The sequence below is a fragment of the Pseudoalteromonas aquimarina genome, assembly GCF_049257255.1.
GTDB lineage: Bacteria > Pseudomonadota > Gammaproteobacteria > Enterobacterales > Alteromonadaceae > Pseudoalteromonas.
This window is the reverse complement of sequence record NZ_JBMMUG010000007.1, coordinates 123,587-149,459: the sequence shown is the minus strand read 5'-3', so window position 1 is coordinate 149,459 and position 25,873 is coordinate 123,587. Positions and strand designations below refer to the sequence as shown.

At 37.6% G+C, this 25,873-nt stretch carries 22 protein-coding genes; 10 read left to right on the top strand and 12 right to left on the bottom strand.

What is annotated here, in order from left to right; genetic code table 11:
- Positions 1–32: 32 nt before the first annotated feature.
- From AAEU29_RS17470 to AAEU29_RS17460, 3 genes are read left to right on the top strand one after another with little or no spacing between them, the layout of a single operon-like run.
- Positions 33–1,256, top strand: a complete 1,224-nt coding sequence (locus tag AAEU29_RS17470; RefSeq protein ID WP_421974506.1) for a PqiA/YebS family transporter subunit — start codon at positions 33–35, stop codon at positions 1,254–1,256.
- Entirely contained in the window at positions 1,253–2,908 is a 1,656-nt protein-coding gene (pqiB, locus tag AAEU29_RS17465) for an intermembrane transport protein PqiB (RefSeq protein WP_421974505.1), read from the top strand. Before AAEU29_RS17470 ends, pqiB begins: the two co-directional genes overlap by 4 nt.
- A gap of 1 nt (position 2,909) precedes the next feature.
- Complete coding sequence (locus AAEU29_RS17460; RefSeq protein ID WP_421974504.1) at positions 2,910–3,515, top strand: PqiC family protein; 606 nt, start codon at positions 2,910–2,912, stop codon at positions 3,513–3,515.
- Here AAEU29_RS17460 and AAEU29_RS17455 read toward each other — a convergent pair.
- The 6 genes from AAEU29_RS17455 to AAEU29_RS17430 form a co-directional block, all read right to left on the bottom strand.
- The gene (locus tag AAEU29_RS17455; protein WP_421974503.1) at positions 3,490–3,984 is read right to left on the bottom strand and encodes a GNAT family N-acetyltransferase; all 495 of its coding nucleotides are present in this window, start codon (positions 3,982–3,984) and stop codon (positions 3,490–3,492) included. The two genes, AAEU29_RS17460 and AAEU29_RS17455, sit on opposite strands and share 26 nt — an antisense overlap.
- Positions 3,985–4,044: 60 nt before the next feature.
- Complete coding sequence (gene yghU / locus AAEU29_RS17450) at positions 4,045–4,893, bottom strand: glutathione-dependent disulfide-bond oxidoreductase (RefSeq protein WP_421974502.1); 849 nt, start codon at positions 4,891–4,893, stop codon at positions 4,045–4,047.
- Positions 4,893–5,288, bottom strand: a complete 396-nt coding sequence (locus AAEU29_RS17445) for an MAPEG family protein (RefSeq protein ID WP_421974501.1) — start codon at positions 5,286–5,288, stop codon at positions 4,893–4,895. The genes yghU and AAEU29_RS17445 overlap by 1 nt, the downstream gene beginning before the upstream one ends.
- A 59-nt stretch (positions 5,289–5,347) precedes the next feature.
- Complete coding sequence (gene olsF / locus AAEU29_RS17440) at positions 5,348–7,045, bottom strand: bifunctional ornithine lipid synthase OlsF (protein WP_421974500.1); 1,698 nt, start codon at positions 7,043–7,045, stop codon at positions 5,348–5,350.
- A 126-nt stretch (positions 7,046–7,171) separates the two neighbouring features.
- Positions 7,172–10,057, bottom strand: coding sequence for an insulinase family protein (locus tag AAEU29_RS17435; protein WP_421974499.1), 2,886 nt, complete (start codon positions 10,055–10,057; stop codon positions 7,172–7,174).
- 159 nt (positions 10,058–10,216) lie between these two features.
- On the bottom strand, positions 10,217–10,978 hold the full coding sequence (locus AAEU29_RS17430; protein WP_421974498.1) for a peptidylprolyl isomerase: 762 nt from the start codon (positions 10,976–10,978) through the stop codon (positions 10,217–10,219).
- 233 nt (positions 10,979–11,211) lie between these two features.
- On the opposite strand from AAEU29_RS17430, the gene ushA reads away from it, so the two are divergent.
- A complete protein-coding gene (ushA, locus tag AAEU29_RS17425; protein ID WP_421974619.1) occupies positions 11,212–12,807 on the top strand; it encodes a bifunctional UDP-sugar hydrolase/5'-nucleotidase UshA in 1,596 nt (531 codons plus the stop codon).
- A gap of 66 nt (positions 12,808–12,873) precedes the next feature.
- Here the strand turns inward: ushA and AAEU29_RS17420 are convergent, their stop codons facing one another.
- Entirely contained in the window at positions 12,874–13,809 is a 936-nt protein-coding gene (locus tag AAEU29_RS17420) for a hypothetical protein (RefSeq protein ID WP_421974497.1), read from the bottom strand.
- Positions 13,796–14,647, bottom strand: coding sequence for a hypothetical protein (locus AAEU29_RS17415; RefSeq protein WP_421974496.1), 852 nt, complete (start codon positions 14,645–14,647; stop codon positions 13,796–13,798). The genes AAEU29_RS17420 and AAEU29_RS17415 overlap by 14 nt, the downstream gene beginning before the upstream one ends.
- 207 nt (positions 14,648–14,854) lie before the next feature.
- Between AAEU29_RS17415 and AAEU29_RS17410 the strand changes: the two genes are divergently transcribed.
- Positions 14,855–15,709, top strand: coding sequence for a S1/P1 nuclease (locus tag AAEU29_RS17410; protein WP_421974495.1), 855 nt, complete (start codon positions 14,855–14,857; stop codon positions 15,707–15,709).
- Between the two features lie 44 nt (positions 15,710–15,753).
- The gene (locus AAEU29_RS17405) at positions 15,754–18,897 is read left to right on the top strand and encodes a TonB-dependent receptor (protein ID WP_421974494.1); all 3,144 of its coding nucleotides are present in this window, start codon (positions 15,754–15,756) and stop codon (positions 18,895–18,897) included.
- Positions 18,898–19,121: 224 nt separating this feature from the next.
- Here AAEU29_RS17405 and AAEU29_RS17400 read toward each other — a convergent pair whose 3' ends face one another.
- Entirely contained in the window at positions 19,122–19,547 is a 426-nt protein-coding gene (locus tag AAEU29_RS17400; RefSeq protein ID WP_421974493.1) for a MarR family winged helix-turn-helix transcriptional regulator, read from the bottom strand.
- A 171-nt stretch (positions 19,548–19,718) separates the two neighbouring features.
- On the opposite strand from AAEU29_RS17400, the gene hmgA reads away from it, so the two are divergent.
- Entirely contained in the window at positions 19,719–21,014 is a 1,296-nt protein-coding gene (gene hmgA, locus AAEU29_RS17395; protein ID WP_421974492.1) for a homogentisate 1,2-dioxygenase, read from the top strand.
- Positions 21,015–21,074: 60 nt separating this feature from the next.
- A complete protein-coding gene (gene maiA, locus AAEU29_RS17390; RefSeq protein ID WP_421974491.1) occupies positions 21,075–21,701 on the top strand; it encodes a maleylacetoacetate isomerase in 627 nt (208 codons plus the stop codon).
- Here the strand turns inward: maiA and AAEU29_RS17385 are convergent.
- Both AAEU29_RS17385 and AAEU29_RS17380 read right to left on the bottom strand, forming a co-directional pair.
- Positions 21,694–22,560, bottom strand: coding sequence for a hypothetical protein (locus AAEU29_RS17385; protein ID WP_421974490.1), 867 nt, complete (start codon positions 22,558–22,560; stop codon positions 21,694–21,696). The two genes, maiA and AAEU29_RS17385, sit on opposite strands and share 8 nt — an antisense overlap.
- A gap of 80 nt (positions 22,561–22,640) precedes the next feature.
- Positions 22,641–23,843 carry a BamA/TamA family outer membrane protein gene (locus tag AAEU29_RS17380; RefSeq protein WP_421974489.1) on the bottom strand — a complete coding sequence of 401 codons (1,203 nt, stop codon included), beginning with the start codon at positions 23,841–23,843 and terminating at the stop codon, positions 22,641–22,643.
- 102 nt (positions 23,844–23,945) lie between these two features.
- Here AAEU29_RS17380 and AAEU29_RS17375 point away from each other — a divergent pair, with 102 nt between their 5' ends.
- On the top strand, positions 23,946–24,248 hold the full coding sequence (locus AAEU29_RS17375) for a DUF1496 domain-containing protein (RefSeq protein WP_421974488.1): 303 nt from the start codon (positions 23,946–23,948) through the stop codon (positions 24,246–24,248).
- A gap of 42 nt (positions 24,249–24,290) precedes the next feature.
- Here the strand turns inward: AAEU29_RS17375 and AAEU29_RS17370 are convergent, their stop codons facing one another.
- Complete coding sequence (locus AAEU29_RS17370) at positions 24,291–24,875, bottom strand: hypothetical protein (protein ID WP_421974487.1); 585 nt, start codon at positions 24,873–24,875, stop codon at positions 24,291–24,293.
- Between the two features lie 65 nt (positions 24,876–24,940).
- Between AAEU29_RS17370 and AAEU29_RS17365 the strand changes: the two genes are divergently transcribed.
- Positions 24,941–25,816, top strand: coding sequence for a LysR substrate-binding domain-containing protein (locus AAEU29_RS17365; RefSeq protein ID WP_421974486.1), 876 nt, complete (start codon positions 24,941–24,943; stop codon positions 25,814–25,816).
- Positions 25,817–25,873: the final 57 nt, after the last annotated feature.

Here is a 25,873-nt window from a genome sequence, read left to right as displayed (position 1 = left end):
TTAAACTGAAACGACAACAAATAAGTGGCTTCATGGAAATACAACTCGCATGTCATCATTGCGATCAACTTGTCAGCATCCCTGAATTAAATCATGGAGAACATGCGTATTGCCCAAACTGCCATACTCTTTTAAGTCGTACCATTGAATACCGCAATCAAAAAGTCGTCGCTCTGAGTATTAGCTCTCTTATTTTATTGTTTAGTGCACTACTTTACCCTTTTATTTCATTTAGCAATCAAGGCCTAAGCCAGACTATAAGTTTATTAGATGCAGCTAAAATCCTGTTTTATCAAGATAACTTTTTTGTTGCTGCATTAATTGATGCAACTATTATCGGTTTACCTTTTGTATTGCTTTCGCTTTTTATCCCTTTACATGCTGGCCTGCTTAAAGTGCTGCCCAAACAAGTTTCGCGCATTTGTTTGAAAACGGTTTTTTATTTAAAGCCTTGGGTAATGTCTGAGATATTTCTAATCGGTGTGCTGATCAGTATGATCAAAATTATGGCAATGGCGGAAATCACCTTTGGTCTTAGCTTTTGGGCTTTTTCCGGTTTTGTTGTCTGTTATTCTCTAACCCTTTATTATTTCGACAGTAACGCACTTTGGCAACAAATTGCTGATCAAGATAAAGTCATTGTAAATGCTGAGCAAATTCAACGCGCAAAAGAACAAAATTTATCAGCATGCCATGTTTGCCAACTACTCACACACGAGCCAATTTGCCCACGCTGCAATACAAAAACCAGTGTACGCAATCCACGTCATATTCAGTGGGTGTTAGCATTTAGTATTACCTCTCTTGTTTGTTATCTACCCGCAAATTTTTTTCCGATAATGCATACTTGGGTGTTTTCAATTGATGAGCCATCAACAATTTTGCAAGGTGTGTTTACCTTGTGGAACATTGGCTCTTACCCCATTGCAATCATTATTTTTATTGCCAGTATTTGTATTCCAATTGGCAAATTGCTCACACTATTTTGGTTATGTTATTTAGTATCTTCAAAACAACATATTAGCCAACAGCAAGCCAGTAAAGCCTATGTGCTTATTGAGCTGATTGGTAAATGGTCGATGATTGATGTCTTTGTTGTTGTTATTTTAGTTTCACTTGTACAATTAGGTGTTTTAATGTCGATAACAATTGGCATCGGAGCAATTTTTTTCGCGATAATGGTAATTACCTCAATGATTGCCGCTCAATTATTTGATCCGCGCCTAATTTGGGATAAAAAGAGGCCTTCTGAATGAATCACGCTGCAGCGATTAGTAAAAAGCGTAAACTCTCTCCTATTTGGATAATTCCATTGATTGCGATTTTTGTCGCCTGTTGGATGTTTTATCAATATCACAAAAGTCAGGGTACAAGCATTTATATCACTATGCCTAATGCAGAAGGAGTTATCCCTGGCAAAACCGAAATAAAAGTACGTTCGGTAAAAATGGGCGTAATTGCACAAGTACGCTTAGCTGATGACCAAACCACGGTCGTTGCCCGTGCGGTAATTGATAAAGATTATGAGCACCTGCTTGACCAAGATGCCAAAATTTGGATAGTCAAAACGCGTATTGATGAATCAGGTATTTCTGGATTAAGTACACTTTTATCAGGGGTTTATTTTGAGTTTTTACCGGGTAACAGCGATACAGAAACACGCCAATTTACCTTGTTAGATACCCCGCCACAGATCCCAGACAATATAAAAGGTCAGCGATACTTACTCACCAGCAAAAATACCAATGTGATCGATGTTGGCACTTCAATTTTTTATAATGGCTATAACGTAGGTCAAATTGAAACTGCAAAGTTTGATTGGCAACAACAAATCATGCGCTACGGTATTTTTATCCGCTCACCTTACGAAAACTTAGTCACTGAAAATGTGGTTTTTTGGATTAACTCTGCAATTGAAGTAGATCTATCTGCAGATGGTATCAACTTTAAAACCAGCTCATTAGCAAAAATGCTCAAAGGCGGCATTTCATTTGGTATTCCGGAGGGTGAAAAGCCAGAAGCTTTAGCGAAACAACAGCATACCTTTAGACTGAGTAGTGATTACAAAAAAGCCCTTGAACATCGTTATGATGAGTATGATTACTACGTAATTCCATTTGAGCAATCAATCCGAGGCTTAACCCCAGGTGCCCCTGTAGAGTATCGCGGTATTCGCATAGGTACGGTTGAAGAAGCACCTGCCATGTTGATTGTAGGTGACCGCCCTGCTTATTTTTCAACTGAGAATACTGCGGTACCAGTGAAAGTTAAAATTGAATATAAGCGTATTTTCCATGATGCTAAAATTGCCAAAGAATTTTGGCAGGGCAATGTGGATAGCTGGATTGAAAAAGGGCTAAGAGCATCACTTAAAACCGGTAATTTGCTTACAGGTTCAGTTTATATTGATTTTGACTTATACCAAGATGTAGAGCCCTTTATTGCTACTAAAATGGCCGGTTTAAAAGTATTCCCAAGTACATCCAGTGGCTTTAGTGTAATGGCAAACCAAGTTTCTGAATTATTAGCAAAATTTAATAACTTGGATATGCAAACACCGTTAAATAGCTTCAATCAAACAATGACAGAATATAATACCTTTGCGGTTGAATTACGTGAATTATTAAACCGTAAAGATACTCAAGTATTACCAAAAGAGTTTAATGAAACACTGGCGCAAGTTGAAAAATCAATGGCCACTTTTGATGAAACCATGCTGCAATTTGAAAAAACCATGTCTGATTATGAGAAAGGCTCGGCTATTTATCACGAACTTAACAGCACGCTTAGTCAACTTAAACAATTGGCAGAACAACTTCAGCCTTTAACAAAAGGCTTAAATGAACAACCAAATATGTTTATATTCGATAAAGACTTACAAACTGATCCTACTCCGAGGAAACAATAACATGCCGCGTTTTTTACTTGTTTCATTTTTTAGCGTGTTACTTAGCGCATGTAGTAATGTTGATCCAATAAGTTACTATCAACTTGACGGTGGTGAATTTGCTTGCAACAAACTCGGTAAAGAAGCCCGCGCAAACATCATTGTCAGTAGCCCAAAACTAATTGGCCACCTTGCCAATCGGGGTATTGCTGTTGAAGTCACGCCCTTGCAAATTCAAAGTGCAAATAGCCACCTTTGGAGCAGTATTCCGAGCGAGCTTTTGTTACAGGCAAGTGTTGTCAGCTTGGATAATCAATTAAATGATATGCGCGTTATACCATTACAACTAGAGTCGGCAATTAATGCTCAACTACCTACCTATCGCATTGATTATTATCTAAATAAGTTTCAAGCTACGTTAAATGGAGAAGGTGTTATTGCCGGTGTTGTTACGGTTTATAAATTAGAACATACAATAGCAAATATTGTTTATAGCCAGGGGTTTACGGAGCAAGTTAAATTAAAAAATGATGGCTACCCAGCACTGGTTAGCGCATTAAACGCAGCTTGGTTTAACACCAACCAAGCTGTTGCCAATGAAATTAAAGAGCTAGTTGATAAAGGTTAGAGACACCTTCATAGCCCGTTAACGTAAATTGTTTTTCATACTTAAAACCAAGCTTTTCAAGCACATTAATTGAAGCTTGATTGCTTGGTGAGGTTATTGCGTTTAGCTGGGTTAAATTTCCCAAGCCACGAGCAAACGCTATACTCATTTTAGCTGCGGCATCAACATAGCCCTGTTTGGTATATTCATCTAGCAACGCATAACCTAAATCTGGCACTTCAAAGTCTGGCCTTGATACTAAACCACAAACACCAACATAACAGTTCAAATCTTTATCTTTTATCCCCCAAAGGCCATAACCAAACTCTTTATAGGGTGCAATATACTTTTCTTTTAAATGGGTTAACGCAGTTTCTAAGTCAGTAACCCCTTTATCGCCAATATTTGCTTTGAAGCTCGGTTGAGTTACCAATTTAAAAATGAATTCAGCATCTGATTCAGTTAATTCACATAGTTCGATATTTTTCACAAAAATCCTTATCACGCGATAATGTATACAATATTCAATTTATACAATTAGCGCTATAAATCAACCCTTATTTGCAAAGTCTTCTTTACTGTGACGTTCATGTACCTGTTCATTTTCATCACCCCAACTTCTATTAACCATACGTCCGCGTTTTACTGCTGGCCTTGCAAAAACACGTTCAGCCCAAGCAGTTAAATGAGTGTACTCATGCACCGCTAAAAATTCAGCAGCATCATATAAGTCACCGCGTACAAGCACACCGTACCAAGGCCAAATAGCCATATCTGCAATCGTATATTCATCGCCACAGATGTATTTTTTATTAGCTAAATGTTTGTCGAGTAAATCTAACTGGCGTTTTACTTCCATGGTAAAACGATTAATTGGGTATTCCATTGGCTCTGGAGCATAGGCATAAAAGTGACCGAAACCACCGCCTAATGCTGGACCGCTACCCATTTGCCAAAATAACCATGATAAACATTTTGCTTTTAATTGTGGGTTACTGGGTATAAAACGATTAAATTTTTCAGCTAAATATAACAGGATAGCGCCAGATTCAAACACAGGCGTTGCAGGCTCTGTGGATTTATCGAGTAAAGCCGGAATTTTTGAATTTGGGTTTATGTCAACAAAACCAGAACTGAATTGAGCGCCTTCCATAATATCGATGATAAATGCATCGTATTCAGCATCGGCAAAACCTTTTTCAATTAATTCTTCAAGTAAAATGGTAACTTTTACACCATTGGGCGTGGCTAAAGAATATAACTGCAGTGGATGTTTACCCTCAGGCAATTGTTTTTCATGCGTTGCCCCTGAAACTGGGCGATTTATATTGGCAAACTTGCCACCATTTCCCTGTTGCCATTGCCATACCTTGGGCGGTGAGTATTTGTTGTCGTTCATCATATTCCTTGGATAAGTTGAAAATACAAAATGCCAAAACAGCTAATAAGTATACTTAAAAACGTTAAACCCATACCGGAAACTCGAAAGACCAGTTTTTCATGCGCCATACTCACGCCAAAGGCATGTAAAACACGCCCAGTGAACAAACACATACCAAGTATATGAATAAGCCAGCTAAATGCGCCTAAATACTCAAAACAACCAATTAAAATGAGTGCGATTGGTACATATTCTTGAAAATTTCCGTGTGCACGCATTTTCTTTTGCAGTAATTTATCGCCGCCGTCCCCGAGTGCAACTAGCACTTTTTTGCGCCGTGATACCGTTGCTACACTTAAGTAAACATAAAGTAAGCCAAGTAATGCTGCGTAGAATGGAATAATAGAAATCACAGGTTAAGCCTCTTAACATTTTTTCTTAACCTGACATATTCTTAACTAGATAGCTAGTTTTACGCTAAATAACGCTTTCGTTTATTGTCTTTCAATTTTTCTAGGTCAACTAACACCAGACCATCAACACTGTTGTTAAAATCAGGGTCAACGCCAAAACATAAAAACTTCACTCCGCCCTCTTCACAGAGCTCTGTATACTGCTTAAACAGCGTTGGGATAGCCGCACCTTGATTAGCAAGCGATGCTTTGAGCGCTTTGAAATCAGTCTTATAATCTGACTTTTGAAATTCCGACTTATCGTTATCATAAAAACGATATGGATTATTAGCCGAAGCAAGCTTTTCTGTGCTACCAAAGTAATTTAAATAAAATGCCACCATTTCATCTTTTGCTGCTGTTGGCATAGTGCCACTCATACTCACTGGGCCGAATAAAAAGCGGATTTCAGGATAATGTTTTAAGTAAGCGCCAATACCAAACCAAAGATAATCTAGGCTGCGTTTTCCCCAATACTTTGGCTGTACAAAACTTCTTCCGAGTTCCAATCCTTTTGCAAAATAGGGCGCCATTTCCTTTTCATACTTAACTAACGTGGCAGAATAAAGGCCTGATGTTTTAGTATCTGTTGTTAACACATCAGCGCGACCAAAACGATATGCGCCTACAATTTCTAATTCATCTTTATCCCATAAAATAAGGTGAAGATAATCTGAATCATATTTATCTACATCGCGTTTACGGTTAGTACCCTCACCTACAGCACGAAATGCAATTTCACGCAGGCGACCAATTTCACGCATAATCACACAGCTTTCAATATGCTCATAAAGATAAATTATTTTACCGTCATGAGTTTCGCCTAACAGTTTGCATTTTTCTTTTAATAAACGACTTAGATTTGCTTTGTTTTCTGGTAATGCAATGCCGGTTTGCGTATCAAAGTAGCCCTTTTTACCTTCGCCAATTGCATAAACATGCTTTTTAAATAGTTTAACTTGCTGCTCACTTGAAGTATTTGAAAACTCAAATGAACTTAAAGGAATAAGTGCGCCAATGCGTATTGGAAAATTACGCTTTCGCTGTTTAAACATTTCTTCAATGAGTAAAAATGAGGCAAGCGGTTTATACAGCATGGATACACTGTAAAACATTGTCGAGTTTTTAGCGTCAATATGTACAGGTAAAATAGGCGCTTTGTAGGCTTTTGCTATTTTCAAAAAGCCCTTTTGCCAAAAGGTATCCCTAACACCTTGTGGCCGTAATCGTGATACTTCACCTGCAGGGAAGATTAATAGCACACCTTCATTGCTCAGATGTTGCTTCATGCTATTAACGGTGATTTTACTGGTTGTGCCTTTAATATTATCAACCGGTACGAGTAATTCTTGTAAAGGCGCTAAACTGTAGAGCAGTTGATTTGCAATTACTTTAATATCTGAACGCACTTCGCTGATAAGTTTAATTAATGCTAACGCATCTAACGAGCCAATTGGGTGGTTTGCTATTATCACTAAACGACCAGATGACGGAATATGAAGTCGTTCACTGTCTCTTACTGAATAACTAATATCGAAGTAATCAAGCACTTGCTCCACAAAATCTAAGCCCGATAAATGTGGGTAATCTTTTTCAAATTGTTGAAATTCATCTTCATGCATTAAGTTTTTAAGTAACTTACTGCTCGATTTATACAGTAAAGGACTTGCGATTAGTTGCGGAAATTGTTTTTCTATTACTTGTTCAACTTGGATCATAACATTTGCCATTAAGCTGTTTTAGCCAAGCTTATGAATCAAATGTGACGCTATTATTGATAATATATTGAACAATTATGACGAAAAAAAAGGCGAGTATTGACTCGCCTTTTTCTAATTTACCGATTATTTTTGGTAATCGAGTAATTCAGCCGCTTTTGTAAAATCAGTAATAACGGTTTGATTTTCAAGCTTGCCAAATGCTTTGTCAGCAAATTTTGTACCGCGCATTTGAACATTTAAACGCGCTGCATTTTTATTTAACACCGTTTGGTTGTAAAAATCTTTTACATCCTCAAGTGTTACTTTTTCTACTTCTTTAATCAGCTCTGCTTTTGAATCAAAATCAAAATTTTCATCGTACCAGTCTGATAAATACGGTCTTAATTCATCACCTAAGTTTTTAGGTTGCTCATTTAGTTTAATAAGTACCGCATTTTTAAGTTGTGTAAACGTCTCTTCGCTGATGGCATCAAGCTCTTTTTTATATTCAAGTTTGTACTCATCAAATCGCGCTTGCATTTCGCCAGGCCCTTTAACAGGTGTTTGAATATACATGCCAAAGCCAATGTAATCATCTAACGCCGTACTGAAACCACCAACAGCGTAGGCAAGTTGCTCTTCTGTGCGTAATTTATCAAATACTTTGTTGCTAAAGTGGCCTTGTAACACTAAACCCTGCGCTTCTTGCTTTTTACCCTTTACAGGGTGCATATGCATATCTACAAGAGCAACGTCAGCCACATCAATATCACGCTGTACTGTAAATACTTGGCCAGGTTTTGGTAACCATGACTTAGCTCGTGTGTATTGGGTTGTGTTAACATCTTTAGGTAGTGCTTTTTCTAAACTAGAAACAACGGTTTTAACGTCTTTCTCATCATAGTTACCGAACATAAACACGCGTACGTGGTTATTTGTAAGTACGTTATCAATTACCTTGCTTAAATCGCTGATTGAAAGTGATTTTGCACGTGCAATTAGCGCATTATCTTCATAATTGCCTTGGCTTGTTGCTTTATAAAATGCATCAAATGCTTGGCTATAAGGGAAGTTTTTGCTCTTATTAGCAACACCACGTAAGAAGCGGTCTTTCGCTTGGTTAAATTCAAGGTCTGTAGGTGCAATACGCAGTTCATTCATGCCCGCTACAATCAGCTCACTTTGCTTATCCGTAAAACCATTAACGGTAAAAATAACGCCATTTGAATCAGATAGACTCATTGACATGCCGCCAACACTGGCCTCAGTGTTTAGCGCTACCACTTTATTACTGTACAGATCTTGCCAAATTGCTAACAAAATTGAGGTATCCATATCAGTTAGCGTATCTGGGTTATTTACATACACTTTCAGCATGCCTTTTGGCTGATGCGCAAAGTTTTTACTTGCGAATTGCCACACTTTAATGTGATTAGTGTCATGCACTAATTGCGGCTTGACTTTGATTTCATCACTTGCGACTTTCAAATCAAAGCTTTCTGGTAATAAACGGTTAACTGCAGGTAAGTTCATTGCCAGTTTTGTTGGTTGCTTCCAACTTGCAATTTCTTCTTTCGAAATATCCGCAATTCGATAGTTACCATCATAGAAATGGAGCGTGCTATCAGTTTCTTCTTGCTGACTTACATACCAAATTTTTAAAGTCTCTGGTGTTAGCTGTGCAAGTACATCATTAATTGCTTTTTCGTCAAATTGACCATAGTAGTATGGCGCATTGATAACATGATTTGTTGGATAAACTTGCATCGCACCAGCAAGGTTTGACACATAACCAAATTCATCGCCTTTTTCTAGGAATTTAAACTGGTTATTAAGTGATGTTCTGATCTCGTCAAAATATTTTTTATCAACACCTTTTTCACGAATTAGATCAATGTATTGCATTATGACTGCAACTATCTCATCACGGTGTTTCATACCGTCATCTGTAAGTGTTACATCAATTGAGAATGTACCGTAATTCCCGTAATGGGCTGGTGATGCATTAGCACCTAAACCTGAAATCCACCCTTTTTCACGTAGTAGTGTTGCAGGTGTACCCGGCATTTCAGAATAAATCAAATAAGATAAGAAACGATTTGGTTTAAGCGCAAACTCATCATTATTATTTTCAATTGTAAAATCAAGCGTAAGCTGTTTTACATCTTTATTTGGCTTGTAGAAAACCTTTTTACCGCCCACTTTTGAAAAATCAACTTGCGCAGTCACACTTGGCTTTTCAATATTTTTGTTTTTAATATCTGAGAAGTATTTATTCGCAAGCGCTTCTAGTTCGGCAATTGGTTTGTTGCTTAAAAGCGCCACTTTCATGATATTAGAAGAATAGTATTTATCAAAAAATGCAACTGTCTCTGCATGCAGCTTACTACCTTCTTTATCACCTAATGTTTCAAGATTACCAATTAAGAAGCGGTTGGCTGGATGCTCACCCATCATTTTACGCGCGAGTTTAAACTGACCAAAAAAATCTAGCTCACGGCGCATCGACCATTCAGCATTAACCGCATTTTTTTCTTTTTCAGTGTATTCAGGATACAACTTTGGTGCTTTAAAAAAGTCTGAAAAACGATCTAATCCTTCTTCAAATGCATCGTTATTCGCTTTAAACATGTAGTTGGTAATGTCTAACCATGTATACGCATTATGTGCACCACCATTTTTAGTCATAAACTCTGAGTATTCATTGGTATCTGGAAAGCGCTCAGTACCTAAAAACAGCATATGCTCTAAATAATGCGCCATGCCTTGTTGCGTCATTGGATCATGTAATAAACCAACACCAACACTTAAGGCCGCAGCAGATTTGTCTACACTTGGATCAGAAACTAAAACAACTTCAATTTCATTACTTAGCTTTAACGTTTTGTATTCACGGTTATCATTTGGACTAACAACTAAGGTATCTGAATAAAGATTCGTCGTATTTGAAGTTGATGAGGTTTGATTGTTTGCGTTGCAGCCAACCAGAACAGCCAGTGCCAATGCACTTAATGTAAGCGCTTTTTTCATAATGGTTCCCTATTAACATATACAAAAAACGCTCTGATCTTTTAAAATACAGAGCGCTCTTTCATATCACCACTATAAAAAAGCAGTAATTAAATGCAACAGTTAACACATTATATTTGTAACATTTTGTCAATAAAACGTGTCTAAAACTCAATTACATTAATGTGTTGTACGCTTGCGTCTAAATACCAGCAGTCCACCCATAAGTGTTAGTAACGCACCAAAGCTACCGCCTGAATCATTTGAAATAACAGGAGGCTGAACTGGCTCTTTAATTAGGGTATTTTCTTTTGGCGATAAATCACCAAGTGTATTGGTGTTACTATCAATAATCGCAACATGTTCAATGGTAATTAAGCGCTGTGCATCAAGTGTTAAAGCGCCGCTTTTTAAATCAGCACATTGTTCATCGGTAGTATTTACAAGCGGATATTCATTACATTCAAATTTTGACAATTCGTCGACAACATCCATGCCATTACCAATAACTTGACCAAAAACGGTAAAACCACCATTTTGTAAGTCTAAATTAGCACTATTATCACTTAAGTTAATAAACCATTGGCTCGTTGCACTATTTGGATCATTTGCAAGCTTTGCCATTGCAATGGTACCGCGCACGTTTGAGTAAACTGGCTCATTTACTACATTGCCGTAACTCTCAATTGCTTTGAACGTTGACCCATCAAAGGTATAACCACCGCCCTGTAATACAAGGTCAGTAACTAAACGATGATAAACAACGCCATTAAAATCTTCGTTATTAACGTACTTAAGAAAGTTTTCAACGGTTTTTGGCGTGCCTTCATCGAATAGGTTTATCTGAAAATTCCCCTGCGTTGTTTGCACTTCAACAATGGTTGCTTGTGCAGAGCCAAACGAAAGGCCTGCTGCTAATACTGCCATTTTTAGCTTGTTCATAATTTCCCGTGAATATTTTGTTAATTTTTATCGTGCAAAATATTACCTATAAATGGATATAGAAGCTACATAGCAAGGTATTACAGTAACAATTGATAACACTCTTTTTACTTATTCTGCATTTAATTTACTTGAAGCTGCAATCATGCGGACATTTGTCCGCCCCATCGTAATTTTAGCTAGGTAGAATATTCACGTTTTTTCGCTAACAAATGAAATTTACAATGATCAATATGCGAACAAGTTTTGCTTTAGCTGTCACTTTATCTGGTTTTACTACCTTTACATCAGCTGCTGCTGAAAAACTAACGGTACTTCACACCAATGACAATCACGGTCGATTTTGGCGTAACGACCAAGGCGAATATGGAATGTCCGCGCGTAAAACACTGATTGATCAATTACGCAAAGAAGCGAAAGAAAAAAATCACCATGTATTACTGCTCTCTGGTGGTGACATTAACACAGGTGTACCCGAATCAGATTTACAATATGCAGAGCCCGATTTTAAAGGGATGAGTTTACTTGGTTACGATGCGATGGCAATTGGTAACCACGAATTTGATAACCCGCTTGAAGTACTTGATAAACAAATTGCATGGTCAAACTTCCCATTACTTTCTGCAAATATTTTCGATAAAAAAACGGGTGAACACGCATACACCCCTTATCATATTATTAAGCGTGGCGATCTTAAAATTGCCATCATAGGCTTAACCACTGTTGATACTGCAAAAATTGCTAACCCAGAATATATAGGCAACTTTGAATTTAGAGAGCCTGTGGCTGCAACAGAGCCCCTATTAAACAAGCTTGAAGCAAAATACCAACCTGATATTACTATTGCAGTAACCCACATGGGCCATTATGTAGACGCTAAACACAGTATTAACGCCCCTGGCGATGTCACTCTTGCCCGTAATCTGCCAAAAGACTCTTTAGATATGATTATTGGCGGCCATTCGCAAGAACCGATTTGTATGGAAGGCAAAAACACTGCTAATACAAGTTTTCAACCTGGTGATAAATGCCAACCGGATCAACAAAATGGTACCTGGATCATGCAAGCGCACGAATGGGGCAAATATGTTGGTAAAGCAGAGTTTGTCTTTGAAAATGACCAATTAACCTTGCTCGATTATCAGCTAATTCCAGTAAATATGTATCGCGAAGACATAGTTGAAGGTAAAACAGTTAAGTCATTGGCTGGTGATAAAATACCTGAAGACCCTGAAATGCTCGCTTTTTTAACACCTTATCAAGAAAAAGGTGCAGCCAAAATTTCACAACCAATCGGTAAACTAATTGGCCACTTAGAAGGCGACCGTAATAAAGTTCGCTTTGTACAAACTAACTTAGGGCGTTTGATTGCCAAAGCCCAAAGTGAAAGTGTTGCCGCTGATTTTGGTATTATTAGTGGTGGTGGTATTCGTGATTCTATTAAAGCCGGTGATGTAAGTTACAAAGATATTTTGCAAGTACATCCCTTTAAAAATCGTATAACTTACCTTGAACTTCAAGGCCAAGAATTGATTGATTACATTGCAATAGCGGCTAATTTTCCACCTGACTCTGGCGCATATTGTCAGTTTTACGGCATTGAATTTGAAAAAAGTCGTGATTCAATTGTTATTAAATCGATTGCTGGTAAGCCGTTCGATATGGCAAAGCGCTATCGCTTTACATTAAATAGTTATAATGCGGCTGGCGGTGATGGCTACCCTAATGTGACAAACCATGCACATTTTGTTGCGACCGATACAGTAGATGCGGAAGTATTAAAGAATTATTTCTTAAAAAATTCGCCTATTGATGCGTCAAAGATTTAAACCTGATGAGCATTCAGTTAAGACACTGAATGCTCATTGCTCTTTTGCTAAAAGACAAATTCTCAATTACTTCCCTATTACCTCAACTAACTCACTATCAATTTCTTTCAAACCATAATGATGTAGCTTTGAACGTGACCCTTCACCATGGGCTTTCGGTGGGAAGAACATTTCTTTTAGCTGCAGGTCATCCAGTAAGATCTCATCAAGCGCAGCTCGAATTTCACTTAACGTTTTTTCTAAACTATTTGAGAAATTTGGACGCTTTCGAATGGTATGACCAAGTTCAGTTAAACGATAAAAGTATTTATTAGAGAGTGATACCAGTTCATCGGGTAAATCTTTATTTTGATTTAATAATACATCGGGATGTAAAACGCAGTATTCAATTAACGCAGTAAAAAAGCAAAGCGGTTTATTTGCTAGCGGTACCGTGGCGTGTGTACGGCTATTTATTAAAAGCTTTTTCTCGAGATCGATAACTAAACGCGCGCGCTCTTCATTATCTTGTTCAATTGTCACATTTTGCTTTTGTGATTTTAACTTATAGCGATATTCAATTAAAAAATAAAAACCAAATGCTGCAAGTAACGCCGCTAAGGAAAAATAATCCCAAAGCGATGCTTTTTTTACAGAATAGACAAAAGTAATCGTTTTATTAGGTGTTTGAAACGACTTCTTAATTAACTGTCGAGTGCTTTCAAAGTTAAATTTATCAGATTGAATTGCTAATAATTTAGGCTCAAGTGGTAAGTTTTCTATTTGTTGGTTTAAATTTGAAATGTAATTTTCAATTGCTAGAAGGTTACCTGCACTACTCTTACTTGGATCTGGTAATGGTAATCGACTTAAATCCTTAGCGATTCGATTTTCAATAAGTACTGACAAATTGTTTTTAGCAGAGTTAATACTACTGTATTTTGACAGACCATAACTTAGCTGAAACACCAAATAGCTTAAACATGCTATTAAAATTATTTTATTACGACTAACATTCAACATAACTTTCTACATCTTTAAAATAAGGGGATGTTTGCGCATTGGCATGACGATGAATAATGCCATTTATGGCACAGGCTAATTCAGTGTTTTGTGTTTCCATTTTAAAATACCAACGGCTGCCACTCACATTGTTGCTAATTGGCGTAATATAGTTTTCTAAGAAACGATTCATATCATCTTGCTTCCAGTAAGATGCAATAAGATCGACCTTGCCTTCAGCCAACAAATCTCTTAATGCACTGTGGGAGCTTGCTTGAATAATATCCAGATTATCAACATTAATATTTAATTGTTTGAACAAGGTTCTCGGTAAGATATAGCCTGAACGGCTACTTGGGTAATCTAATAATCCAATGCGCTTATCAATAAAATATTCTTTTTCGAGACGCGGTTTCTCATTTAGTGAAATAAAAAATGCCGTGTAATCCGGGTAAGAAAGCAATGTTTTATAATTAAATGTGTACTCACTTTTAAATGCCAGCATTAAATTTTCTTTCGTCATTATTAAGTCGGCGTTGCCTCGACCAATAAATTCAAGTGCATCACTCATATCATAACCCCAATTCAATTTAACTTGGCCGAACTGCTTGGCAACTATAGGATTATTACAAAAATACGGGATCAGTTGATTTGCTAACTGTTCTGTTGGGACATAAATATGAAATAAATTTTCATTTTCAGATAATTTAGCATCACATTGCTTGTTGACTTCGATAAACAAAGCAAGTTGCTCAGAATTACTTTTATATTGGCTTGCTCCAAGCACGCCAAAAAGTACAATTAATATACAAAAAAAAGCTGTTATTACTGCTTTTGAAAACAAAAAGTTATATTTCATTTTTATTGTTAGAATCTAGACCTAAACTAAGCCCTCATTTCATCACGTACATTTACTTATTGCAATAAGTAATTTTATTTAAATATTCTATCTTATTGTTTTATAAGCTTTGTTAACAAGTAATTATGAATCCTAATGAGTCCTTTCTATTTTTGTAAAACTAAGGACAATTAGCCTTGTTGATAACAACTAAACACAATTAAAAAGATGATTAAGCGCATAAGTTCTTTGTTACTCGTTGCTCTAACTTTCACCACTTCTAATGCAAGTGCTTGGAGCCAAAACGGACACCGAATTATTGGCAAAATTGCCGAGAACCATTTAACGATTGAAACTCGTCGTGCAATTTATCCTTTATTACAAGGAGATAAACTTGCTGAAGTTACCACTTGGGCTGACGAAATGCGCTCAAACCCTGCCGACTTTTGGAAACACGAATCGGGCAAGTGGCACTACATCAATATCTCTTCTGCTGCTGAATTCAAGCCAAATAAATACCGAATTACCCACAATAAAGGTGAGGTTACTGATATTTACTCAGGTATTTTAAAAGCGGTTGCAGTGCTTGAAAGCCCCAATACTTCATTAGAAAAGAAACAATTTTACTTTCGATTTTTAACTCACCTTGTTGGAGACATTCATCAGCCAATGCATGCTGGCCGAAGTGAAGATTGGGGTGGAAATAAAATAAAAGTTAAATTTTTTGGTAATGAAACCAACTTACACTCACTTTGGGACAAAGGATTGGTCGAAAGTGAAAACCTTTCCTACACTGAATTTGTTGAATTTATTGATACCAAAGACCCACAAGTTATTTCTCGCTACTTAGCGTCTGAACCAAAGGATTGGGTACTCGAATCATTTCATATTGCCGAAAAACTTTACGATATCGGCAATGGCGAATTTAAATACTATTACGTTTATGAACAAATGCCAGTCGTAAAAGAGCGTTTGCTTCAAGGCGGGATTAGATTAGCTGGTTTATTAAATAAGATTTTTGATAAATCAGCACAAGTTCAAGTTAATGCGATTGGTTATCTTGAACAAGATAATAAGCAATAAAATACAAAACTAACTTTCAAACTTAGTTACACGGGAAACTACTAATGAAAACGCAACTACGCAAAAAAGTATTGCCACTTGCTATTGCTGCATGTTTAGGCTCTACAGCTGCTTATGCTAACGATACTGCATCATCGGTGCGCGGTACTATTGTTGGCCCTAACGGCAACCCAGCTGCTGGTACAGAAATTACCATTATTCACGTACCTTCTGGTTCTGTTAAAAAAGCAACAGTAAACGAATCAGGTCTTTTCAGTGCAAAAGGCTTACGTGTTGGTGGTCCATACCAAATCATCGTTGATTCAAAAGAATTTGAAGACACTATGGTTGAAGATGTATACCTAACACTTGGTAAAGAATACCCAGTAAGCGTTCAGCTTCAGTCAAAGTCTGACATTGAGCAAATCGTAGTAACTGGTCGTCCGATTAGTTCATTCTCTGGTGGTACAGGTCCTGCTGCTAACTTCAGCTTAAAAGACTTAGAAAACCAACCTGCTATTAACCGTGACTTAAAAGACATCGTTCAAGCGGATCCTCGTATTTATATCGATGACAGCCGTGGTGACGGTGCAATTCAGTGTGGTGGTGGTAACCCGCGCTTTAACAGCTTAACGCTTGATGGCGTTCGAATGAACGATAACTTTGGTCTGAACGACAATGGTTACCCAACAGTTCGTGCACCATTCTCTTACGATGCTATTGACCAAGTAGCCGTAGAACTTGCGCCTTTCGACGTAAACTACGGTGGTTTCACATCATGTAACTTCAACGCAGTAACTAAATCAGGTACTAATGAGGTTCACGGTAAAGTATTCTTCGATTACACCAATGACTCTATGCAAGGTGATTCTATCGAAGGTGAAGACATCGATACTGGTAACTACTCAGAAAAACGCTATGGCTTCTCTGTTGGCGCGCCAATTATTAAAGATGAGCTTTTTGTATTCGTAGCTTACGAAGAATTAGAAGGTGCTGAGTTATTTGAATACCCACGTCTTGGAACAGGCGAAGATGATGATGTAACACCTTCAGATCTAGATCGTGTTCGTCAAATTGCACAGGATGTTTACGGCTACGATGCAGGTTCAACACCAGCAAGCATGCCTGTTGATGACCAAAAGCTTTTAGTTAAACTAGACTGGAACATCAACGATGATCACCGTGCGAGTGTTGTATATAACTATAACGATGGTTTCAAACTAAATCAGTCTGATGACTGGGCTGTTACGCTTGATAGCCACTTCTATGAGCGTGGTGTTGAGTTCCAATCACTTGTAGGTTCTGTATACTCAGATTGGTCTGACAATTTCTCAACTGAATTACGTATTGGTAAATCAGATGTAGATATGCGTCAACGTTCTCTTGATGCTGCTAGCAGCGTTGGTGAAGTACAAATCCGTAACGGTAGCCAAACAATCTTCTTAGGTCCTGATGATTCTCGTCAATCAAATGACTTAGATTACGATACAACAACATTTAAACTATCAGGTACATACTACCTAGATGAGCACGTAATCACAGGTGGTTATGAGTATGAAAAAGTTAATGTATTTAACTTATTCATGCAGCACACACAAGGTGAATTCCGTTTCCGTTCAATTGATGACTTTGAACAAGGTCTAGCAGATCGCGTTTACTACAACAACTCAGCGGGTACAAATAACCCTGATGATGCAGCGGCAGAATTTGGTTTCGCACAGCATACATTCTACTTACAAGATGAGTACAACTTCATTGATTACGACCTAAGCTTAACGTTTGGTCTTCGTTATGACATGTACACAAGCAGCGATAAGCCACGTGAAAACGCGTTATTCACGGAGCTTTATGGCTTCGATAACACGAAGAACATGGATGATATCGACCTATTACAACCGCGTTTAGGCTTCAACTGGCAAGCTGCTGATAACATCGAAGTACGTGGTGGTGTTGGTCTATATTCTGGTGGTAACCCGAACGTTTGGGTATCTAACTCATACTCTAACGACGGTGTTGTAAACATTGCAACTCAAGAGCGTGGTGTAGATTTATTCAACACGCCAATGGTTAATGGTGGCAAGCCACTATTTGAAGTTCCGCAAAATCAATACGACCAAGTTGCTAACTCAACTGGTGGTTCAGGTTCTGTGAATGCAATTGACCATAACTTTGAAATTCCTTCAGAGTGGAAGTTTGCTTTAGGTGCTACATATTTCACTGAAGATAACTACATCATCACTGCTGATTTACTTCACACACAGAAGCAAGACAGTGCGATTATCCGTGATTTAGCACTTACAGATACAGGTGAAACAACGTTTGATGGTCGTCCTATCTACACAGGTACATCATTAAAAGACAGCGAAGGTAATACTGTTCGTCGTTTCAATGAATATCTATTAACAAATGTTGATGGTGATGACGGTGAATCAACAGTACTTTCTTTTGCACTTTCAAAAGAATATGACAGTGGTGTAGATTTTACAGTGTCATATGCATACACAGAGTCGAAAGACATCAACCCAATGACATCTTCTGTTGCTGGTTCTAACTTTGGTAACCTTGCTCTAACAGATCCTAATGACCCTGGTCTTGCAACTTCTAACTACGAAGTACCACACCGTTTCACATTCAAGCTAGGTTACAAGCATGAGTTCTTTGATGGTTACCTAACGCGCTTTAACCTGTTTGGTCAGGCAAGCGAAGGTCGTCCATACAGCTTTACTTATGACAGCAGCGACCGTGAGTTCGGCGACAATAACTGGAACGGTTCACGTCAGTTATTCTATGTACCACTTGAAAATGACGCAAACGTTGTTTACGACATGAGTGCTGAAGAAATCGCAGACATGAACGCGTGGATCGAGAAAGAAGGTCTTAAACGTGGTTCAACGGTTGGCCGTAACGAATTCAATGCAGATTGGTACGTAAAATTTGACGTTAAGGTTTCACAAGAAATCCCAGGTCTTATGGACGGTCATAAAGGTAACGTTTACTTCACAATTAAGAACGTAGGCAACCTTATTAATGATGATTGGGGCGTACTTAAAGAAGGTGCATTCGTAGGTAACCGTATGGTTGAAATGTCTTATGACAGCGATAATGACCAATACATCTATGAAGGCTTCAACAAAAATGCTGCACAGCAGCAGGTTCAAAACTCTGCTTCTCTGTGGCAGATGCGTGTAGGTGTTAACTACCGTTTCTAATCTAAATATTTAGATACCCCTTGATAGTGAAAGCCCCGCATCTGCGGGGCTTTTTTTAAATAACTATACCAATTCATTTGAGTAGTTACTCATCCTCGCAAACTAAATATTGCGTTAGAATTTATCATTGAAAAGCAACTAGATAATAAAAAATATGCCTTGTTATCATTTTATTTATCCAGCGCTATTCTAAAGCCCGAACATAAAAGTATTGCTATTAATCGTTAATTACTGTTTTCATCTAATTTTTGTAAAATGGAAAAAAGCATAGTTTGTTCTTCACTTGAAAAGCTTTCAAATAAACTTTCTTGCCACTTTGCTGCATCGTTTGATAATTCTTGATAAAGCGTATTACCTTTTTCAGTAAGTGTGAGTTCTGTTGCACGTTTGTCTGTTTCTGCTTGTCTACCAATAATGATTTCTTGATCTAACAGCTGTTTCACCGCTCGCGATGTTGTTGATTTATCGAGCCCAGCTTCAATACAAATTTCTTTTGCTGTTAAGGTACTTTTCTCTGCCAAATGCGCAATTACACGCCACTGTGGTACGGTTAATTGATATTTATCCGAATAGACTTCAGCAAAACTATTACTTAATTTACTACTGAGTGTGGCTATTCTGTAAGGCAAAAAAGTAGCTAACTTAATCATAAATATATCTTTTATTTTATCTTTGCTTTGGCACATTCAATTTACATGTATGCCTTTATTAATGGAACTGCTAAATCCAATTACTTTATGGTTTGATTTTATCATATATAGTCACTTGCAATTACTCTCACGTGAGACTATATTATTTCAAAATCACAACAGGAGTGACCCATGAATTTCCCAGAATTTGATTATTTAACTGGCTTTGGTAACGAGTTTGAAAGCGAAGCGCTTGAAGGTGCTTTACCAATCGGTCAATTTTCACCGCAAAAAGTAAAATATGACTTGTATGCAGAGCAGTACAATACAACTGCATTTACAGCACCACGCGCTGATAACCGCCGCAACTGGTTTTACCGTATTCGCCCTTCTGTTGTGCAAGGTGATTATCAGGCGTTAGATAATGGATTACTTAGAACGGCGCCAATTACTGAAGTGCCTACCCCACCCACAATGCTGCGCTGGAACCCTATTGATATTCCAAGTGAAAAGACCGATTTTATCGACGGGTTAATCACCATGGCGGCAAACGGCAGTGCCAATGGTCAAACAGGTATCGGTATTCATGTGTATGTAGCTAATAGCTCAATGGATGGTCGTTATTTTTATAATGCTGATGGCGAATTACTTTTTGTACCACAGCAAGGTGCAATTGTACTTCATACCGAGTGTGGCAAACTTGCTATTAAGCCAGGTGAGATTGCAGTAATCCCACGCGGTATCAAGTTCTCAGTTGAATTGTTAGATGACAGCGCACGCGGTTATATTTGTGAAAACTATGGTCATCCTTATATTTTGCCAGAGCGTGGGCCTGTAGGCGCTAATGGTTATACCAATGAACGTGATTTCCAATATCCTGTTGCGGCATTTGAAGATAAAGAAGGTGATTTTGAACTTGTTGCAAAGTTCAATGGTAACTTATTCCGTTGTGATATTGGCCACTCACCGCTTGATGTAGTTGCTTGGACTGGTAATAGTGCGCCATACAAATATGACTTATCTCGCTTTAATGTTATGAATACAGTTAGTTTTGATCACCCAGATCCATCTATTTTCACAGTACTTACATCACCATCGGGCACTGCAGGTGTTGCCAATGTTGATTTTGTAATCTTCCCACCACGCTGGATGGTTGCTGAAAATACTTTCAGACCACCTTATTATCACCGTAATATTATGAGTGAGTTTATGGGTTTAATTGAAGGTGTGTACGACGCAAAAGAACACGGTTTTGTGCCAGGCGGTATGAGTTTACATAATTGTATGTCACCGCATGGACCTGAGGCAGATGTGTTTGAGAAAGCTTCTAATGCAGAACTTGAACCACAACGTTATGAAAATACACTCGCATTTATGTTTGAATCACGTTACGTTATTTCACCAACAAAATATGCCCTTGAAGGTAAAGAGCGTCAACAAAATTACCTTGATTGTTGGAAAGGCATTAAAAAGTATTTCAATCAATAATTGCTAATTAAAAGAACGGTTAGCCGTTCTTTTTTGTTTGTGCTTAAAGGAATTATCTAAATGAAACTATATACCTATTTTCGTTCATCGGCTGCTTATCGTGTTCGTATCGCACTGAATCTAAAAAATATTAATCATGAAATGGTGCCAGTAAATTTACTGAAAAGTGAACAGCAAAGCGAAGATTACTTACAAGTGAACCCACAAGGCTTATTGCCAGCCCTTGAAACAGAGCATGGCAAACTTGGGCAATCTCTGGCTATTGTAGAATACCTCGATGAACTTTATCCGCAGTCGCCTTTGTTACCAAGCGATGCATGGCAAAAAGCACAGGTGCGCAGTTTTGCCTACGCAGTTGCATGTGATATTCATCCTATTGATAATTTACGTGTACTCAAATACTTAACTGGTGAATTGCATATTTCTGAAGAACAAAAGACCGAATGGTATTTGCATTGGATCCGCATCGGTTTTGAAAAATTAGAGTCTCAAATTGGTGATACCGATTTTTGTTGTGGCAACACACCGAGCCTTGCTGATGTATGTTTAGTGCCGCAAGTTTTCAACGCGCTAAGATTTAACCTCGATATGAGTGAATTCCCAAAAATTAGTGCTATTTATGAGCGATGTAATCAATTACCTGCGTTTATTGAAGCAGCCCCTGAGAACCAAATTGACGCTAATTAAACTGCACTTTGTCTGATGTAATCGTCCGCCACTCTTTTACATCTTCATTAATAAAGCCTGCCTGTCGGTAGGCTTTTTCAATTAATCCACGCTCTTTTAAGATTACTAATCCTTTTTGTAATGCTTCAAAGGTTTGTTTACCCAAAGGGTGCTTTTTAGATACTACAAAGTGACGACTGTCTTCCAATGCTACTTTCACATTTGGAATGGCAAATATTTTATAATCTGGACCTATATAAGAAAAACTATCCTGTTTTTTAAATGGCGCTAACATGCCATCAACCCAGCCACGACTAACCATTTTGGCCATAACTATCCAGTCAGATTCATGTATTAGCTTTTTTGGTTTTAGACTCTGTAAAGTTAGCCAATCAACATGCCAATCTTTACTTGAAACAATGCTCATATCTCTAATGGTAACAGGCGCTTTGCTGTATTTTTCTATGTTACTTTCTGAGGTAAAAATTCCAGCAAAATAATCCCCTTTTTTAATAAGAGGCTCACTAATGTAGAGATTGTCCTGATATTTTTCAGTAGCACTTAACCATAACGAGTCAAAAGAAAGTAAAAGTAGCCCTTCATTCAACAGTTTTAAATTGCGAGCATCATAATTGCCATAAAGAAAATTAAATTCGATGTCGGCACCACCAAGTATCAATGCTTGTTGGATTAAGATAAATTCCACCACGTCACGCTGTGCATTTTTACCCGAATAATCAGTAATTTCTAAAATAGGCTTTTTGCCAATAATGTCTTTCGCGTAGAAGTAAATGTCCGTTTCAACGGTTATATCAATTACTTTTGCACTCAGTGGAAATACAATAAGCACATAAAGCAAAGCACAGAAGCGACTTAACATACCAGTTCATTTTAAAACTAAACAGTTATGTTAAGCCTAGATATGAAAATGTATTAAAACAAATAATGTTAAGGCTATTTTTACCAAGCGGTACCAGCTTGAACATACCATACAGTTTCTTCAGGCCCAAAGGCCACATCTAACCCCATTTTAAAGCCATATCGTCGTGCAATTAAGTATCTAAAACCAACGCCCTTCGCAATTTGGCTATTGCCCGATTTAATGGAATCCAGAGATGTACCAAAACGGCCTAAACCCGTAAACGCAGATACGCTCCAACGGTTATTAATGTCATAATTTATTTCTGTTTCAGTTGAAAACACGTAATCACCTTGGTAACGCCCCATAGGAACGCCACGTAATTTAATCGACGGCAGCGCATAAGGAGGTAACAACGTATTCGTATTAGCATGCTCCGCTGAAAGCTTTAATGCAAAACGCCAAGAATCATTTAATTGCCAATAATTCAGGCCTTCGGCAAAATATAAGTCATATTCAATATCACTGCCAAAATGCTCATCAAAACGGGTAATATCTAAGCTGTAACGATAACCTCTATTTGGTGAAAAAAAGTTATCTCGATTATCAAATTCAAATACTAAGCCCAAGCCTGAAGTTGTAATGTCAGTACTTAGCATCTTTTTGATTACTTCTTCTATTGGCCCTTGCCAATTTGGTGGCAAGATATTGCCAAAGTCAGGTAATTTAGTGGGTTTAAGTGATGCGCTTGTATAGTTTTGTTTTATTCCTACAAATAACTTAGTGTCAGCTACCCTAAACTTAAGATTTTGAAGTACAGCAATTGCTTGTGTGTTAATTTCAAGAGGTCGATTAAAACTGAAATCTCCAAATCCATAAAAATTTAAATTTACATCACCATAACCAGTAGCGCCAAGATAACGTATGTCCCCTTGCTTAAAAAAGCCAAGATGCGCTGCTCCACCAAACCAAGAGTCGTTTCCTGTATAAGCACCGCCTAATGCAGAGACACTTGGAGGTAAAAAATGCGGTGTTGCGCCCTCTGATGTTTTTAATGCCGCAATTCGCTTATTGGCATCTTCTTCTGATTCATGAAAAAAAAGACCTACCATTCCTAGGCCACTTTCAAGCGCAGGATCGGTAATTATTATTGGCACTGGCAAAAAGCCATAAACATTTTCAGAAAGGTAATTTGAAGCGTCAACTTTGCCATCAATTGGATCAATAAATTGCGCTAATAATTGCTCGGCAAAAAGAGTACAAGAATTAACTAGTAATACACATAAAAAAATAAATCGAAGCATAAACATCCTTTTAAAACATGAGCTAGCAGTAGCTCAAAAATACCCTTTGTATTTTCTTATGTTATATCAAATAATAAATGAAAGCTTTGAAGGATTTGTTATATGAAAGGTTATTTCACTTTAGTTTATTGTTTGTTATTTAGTTTTGCCCCAATTTTGGCAAGTGCAAAAGGAGCAAAAGAAGCAAAAGCACACGTTTTACTAGAAGCTGAAACCTTGCAACATGTTTGTTGGTATCAAGACAAAAAGTATTCTGAAGGTGCAATAATCGAGGTTGGAAGCACCTTCTTAATATGTGCAATAAAACATAAAAACCAACCAAATAGCCAACTTGGTTGGTTTAAACTCGATGATAAAGGCAATGTAATTTATCCCAAAAAACCATCGAAGATTACGGTTAATTAGCGCAACTATTTAAAATTTACAAAATGGATAATACTTTAAATTTTAATATCGCAACTGGCCTTCGTAATGGCTTGTTAAACGATTATTACTGTATGTCGTCATTGTAATTGTAAAAGCACCCGCGCTGCGTTTAATAACGCGATTAATTAGGTGATAAACCGTACCCGCTCGACTGATTGACCACACACTTAGATGTGTTGATGAAAGCTGTTCAATCCAAATATCCCCCGCAGCATTATTTTGATCAAAGCGTAAAAAACCCTGATCAGCATAAACTGTTAAACTCGATAGTTTTTGACTGAACTCATCGCTATCTTGCGCCTGAGTGTGAGCTCTTAATATGAGGGATTCATCATTACTAAACGTGATTTCTAACTGATGTGATTTATATTCTTTATGTGCACTTTTGGGTTCTTCGCCAACACAATAATAGCCGCTACTTTTGCCAACCCAAGAACGAGATAACTCTTTAAATAATCGATTTAAACTGGCTTCTTGCGAACGAGTTAATTTGTTATTTGCTGGTTCTGATACAAAATTTGCACTTTTTGGCGGTGATTGAAGGCACTGCTGTGCTTGGCTTGTAAAAGTTATGAGTAAAAAAGCTAACGTCATTAAATATCGCATAGTATTATCCTTTTAAATGATTTGAGCCTTGCTCGCCTTTCGATATAACTAATTTTATACAGCTAATGAACATAGAAACCAAGTGGCTACAAGATTTTCTTATACTGAGTGAAACGCGTAACTTTAGTACAGCAGCACAATTACGTTTTGTCACTCAACCCGCATTCAGTCGACGCATTCAATCTCTTGAGAAAAGCCTAGGTTGCCAGCTCATTGACAGACGCACATCACCATTAACGCTTACAAATGAAGGTGAAGCATTTAAGCCAACGGCTCAATCTGTACTTCACTTACTTAATAGCTCCGCAGAAAAGCTGCGTGCAAACAGCTATGCACAAGAACTTCGAATTGCTGCAACACATACGCTTGCCTTAGGTGTATTCCCCAAAATCCTAAAAACTTTAAAGCGTCAATTGCCCAATGTCAGCGCCCAGTTACAAATAGCCGATGCCGATGATTGTACAAAACTACTTAAAAGTAATAATTGTGATTATTTGTTGGCATTCCATGATAATGAATTGCTCGGTAAGGAATATGAACGTTTTGAATTATTGAATATAAAACTTCTACCCGTAGCACTCACAACCGCACTTCCACAATGGGTTAACAATGAGAGAATGCCTTATCTTGCATATCAATCATCAATATTTTTAGGCAGAACAGTTGATAATGCGTTAACAAAAGAAGTAACAGCCAAACTTGATAAAGTCGCTAGTTCATCAATGGCTGACAGTTTAAAAACCATGGTGTTACAAGGATTAGGCTTTGCATGGCTTCCTGATTATTCTATTGAACACGAATTACGTGATGGGAAACTTACTGTTCTCGAAACCTTCAGTGATATATCTGACTTAAGTATTTGCCTATATCGCTTACCTACAAATGACCATACAAAATCTGTCTATTGGCAAGGTATCACTCAAGCACTTGAGTTTGATTGATTAAAAATAACACAACAGCATGTTATGCATTTTTTGCATAATCACAAACCTTTATTA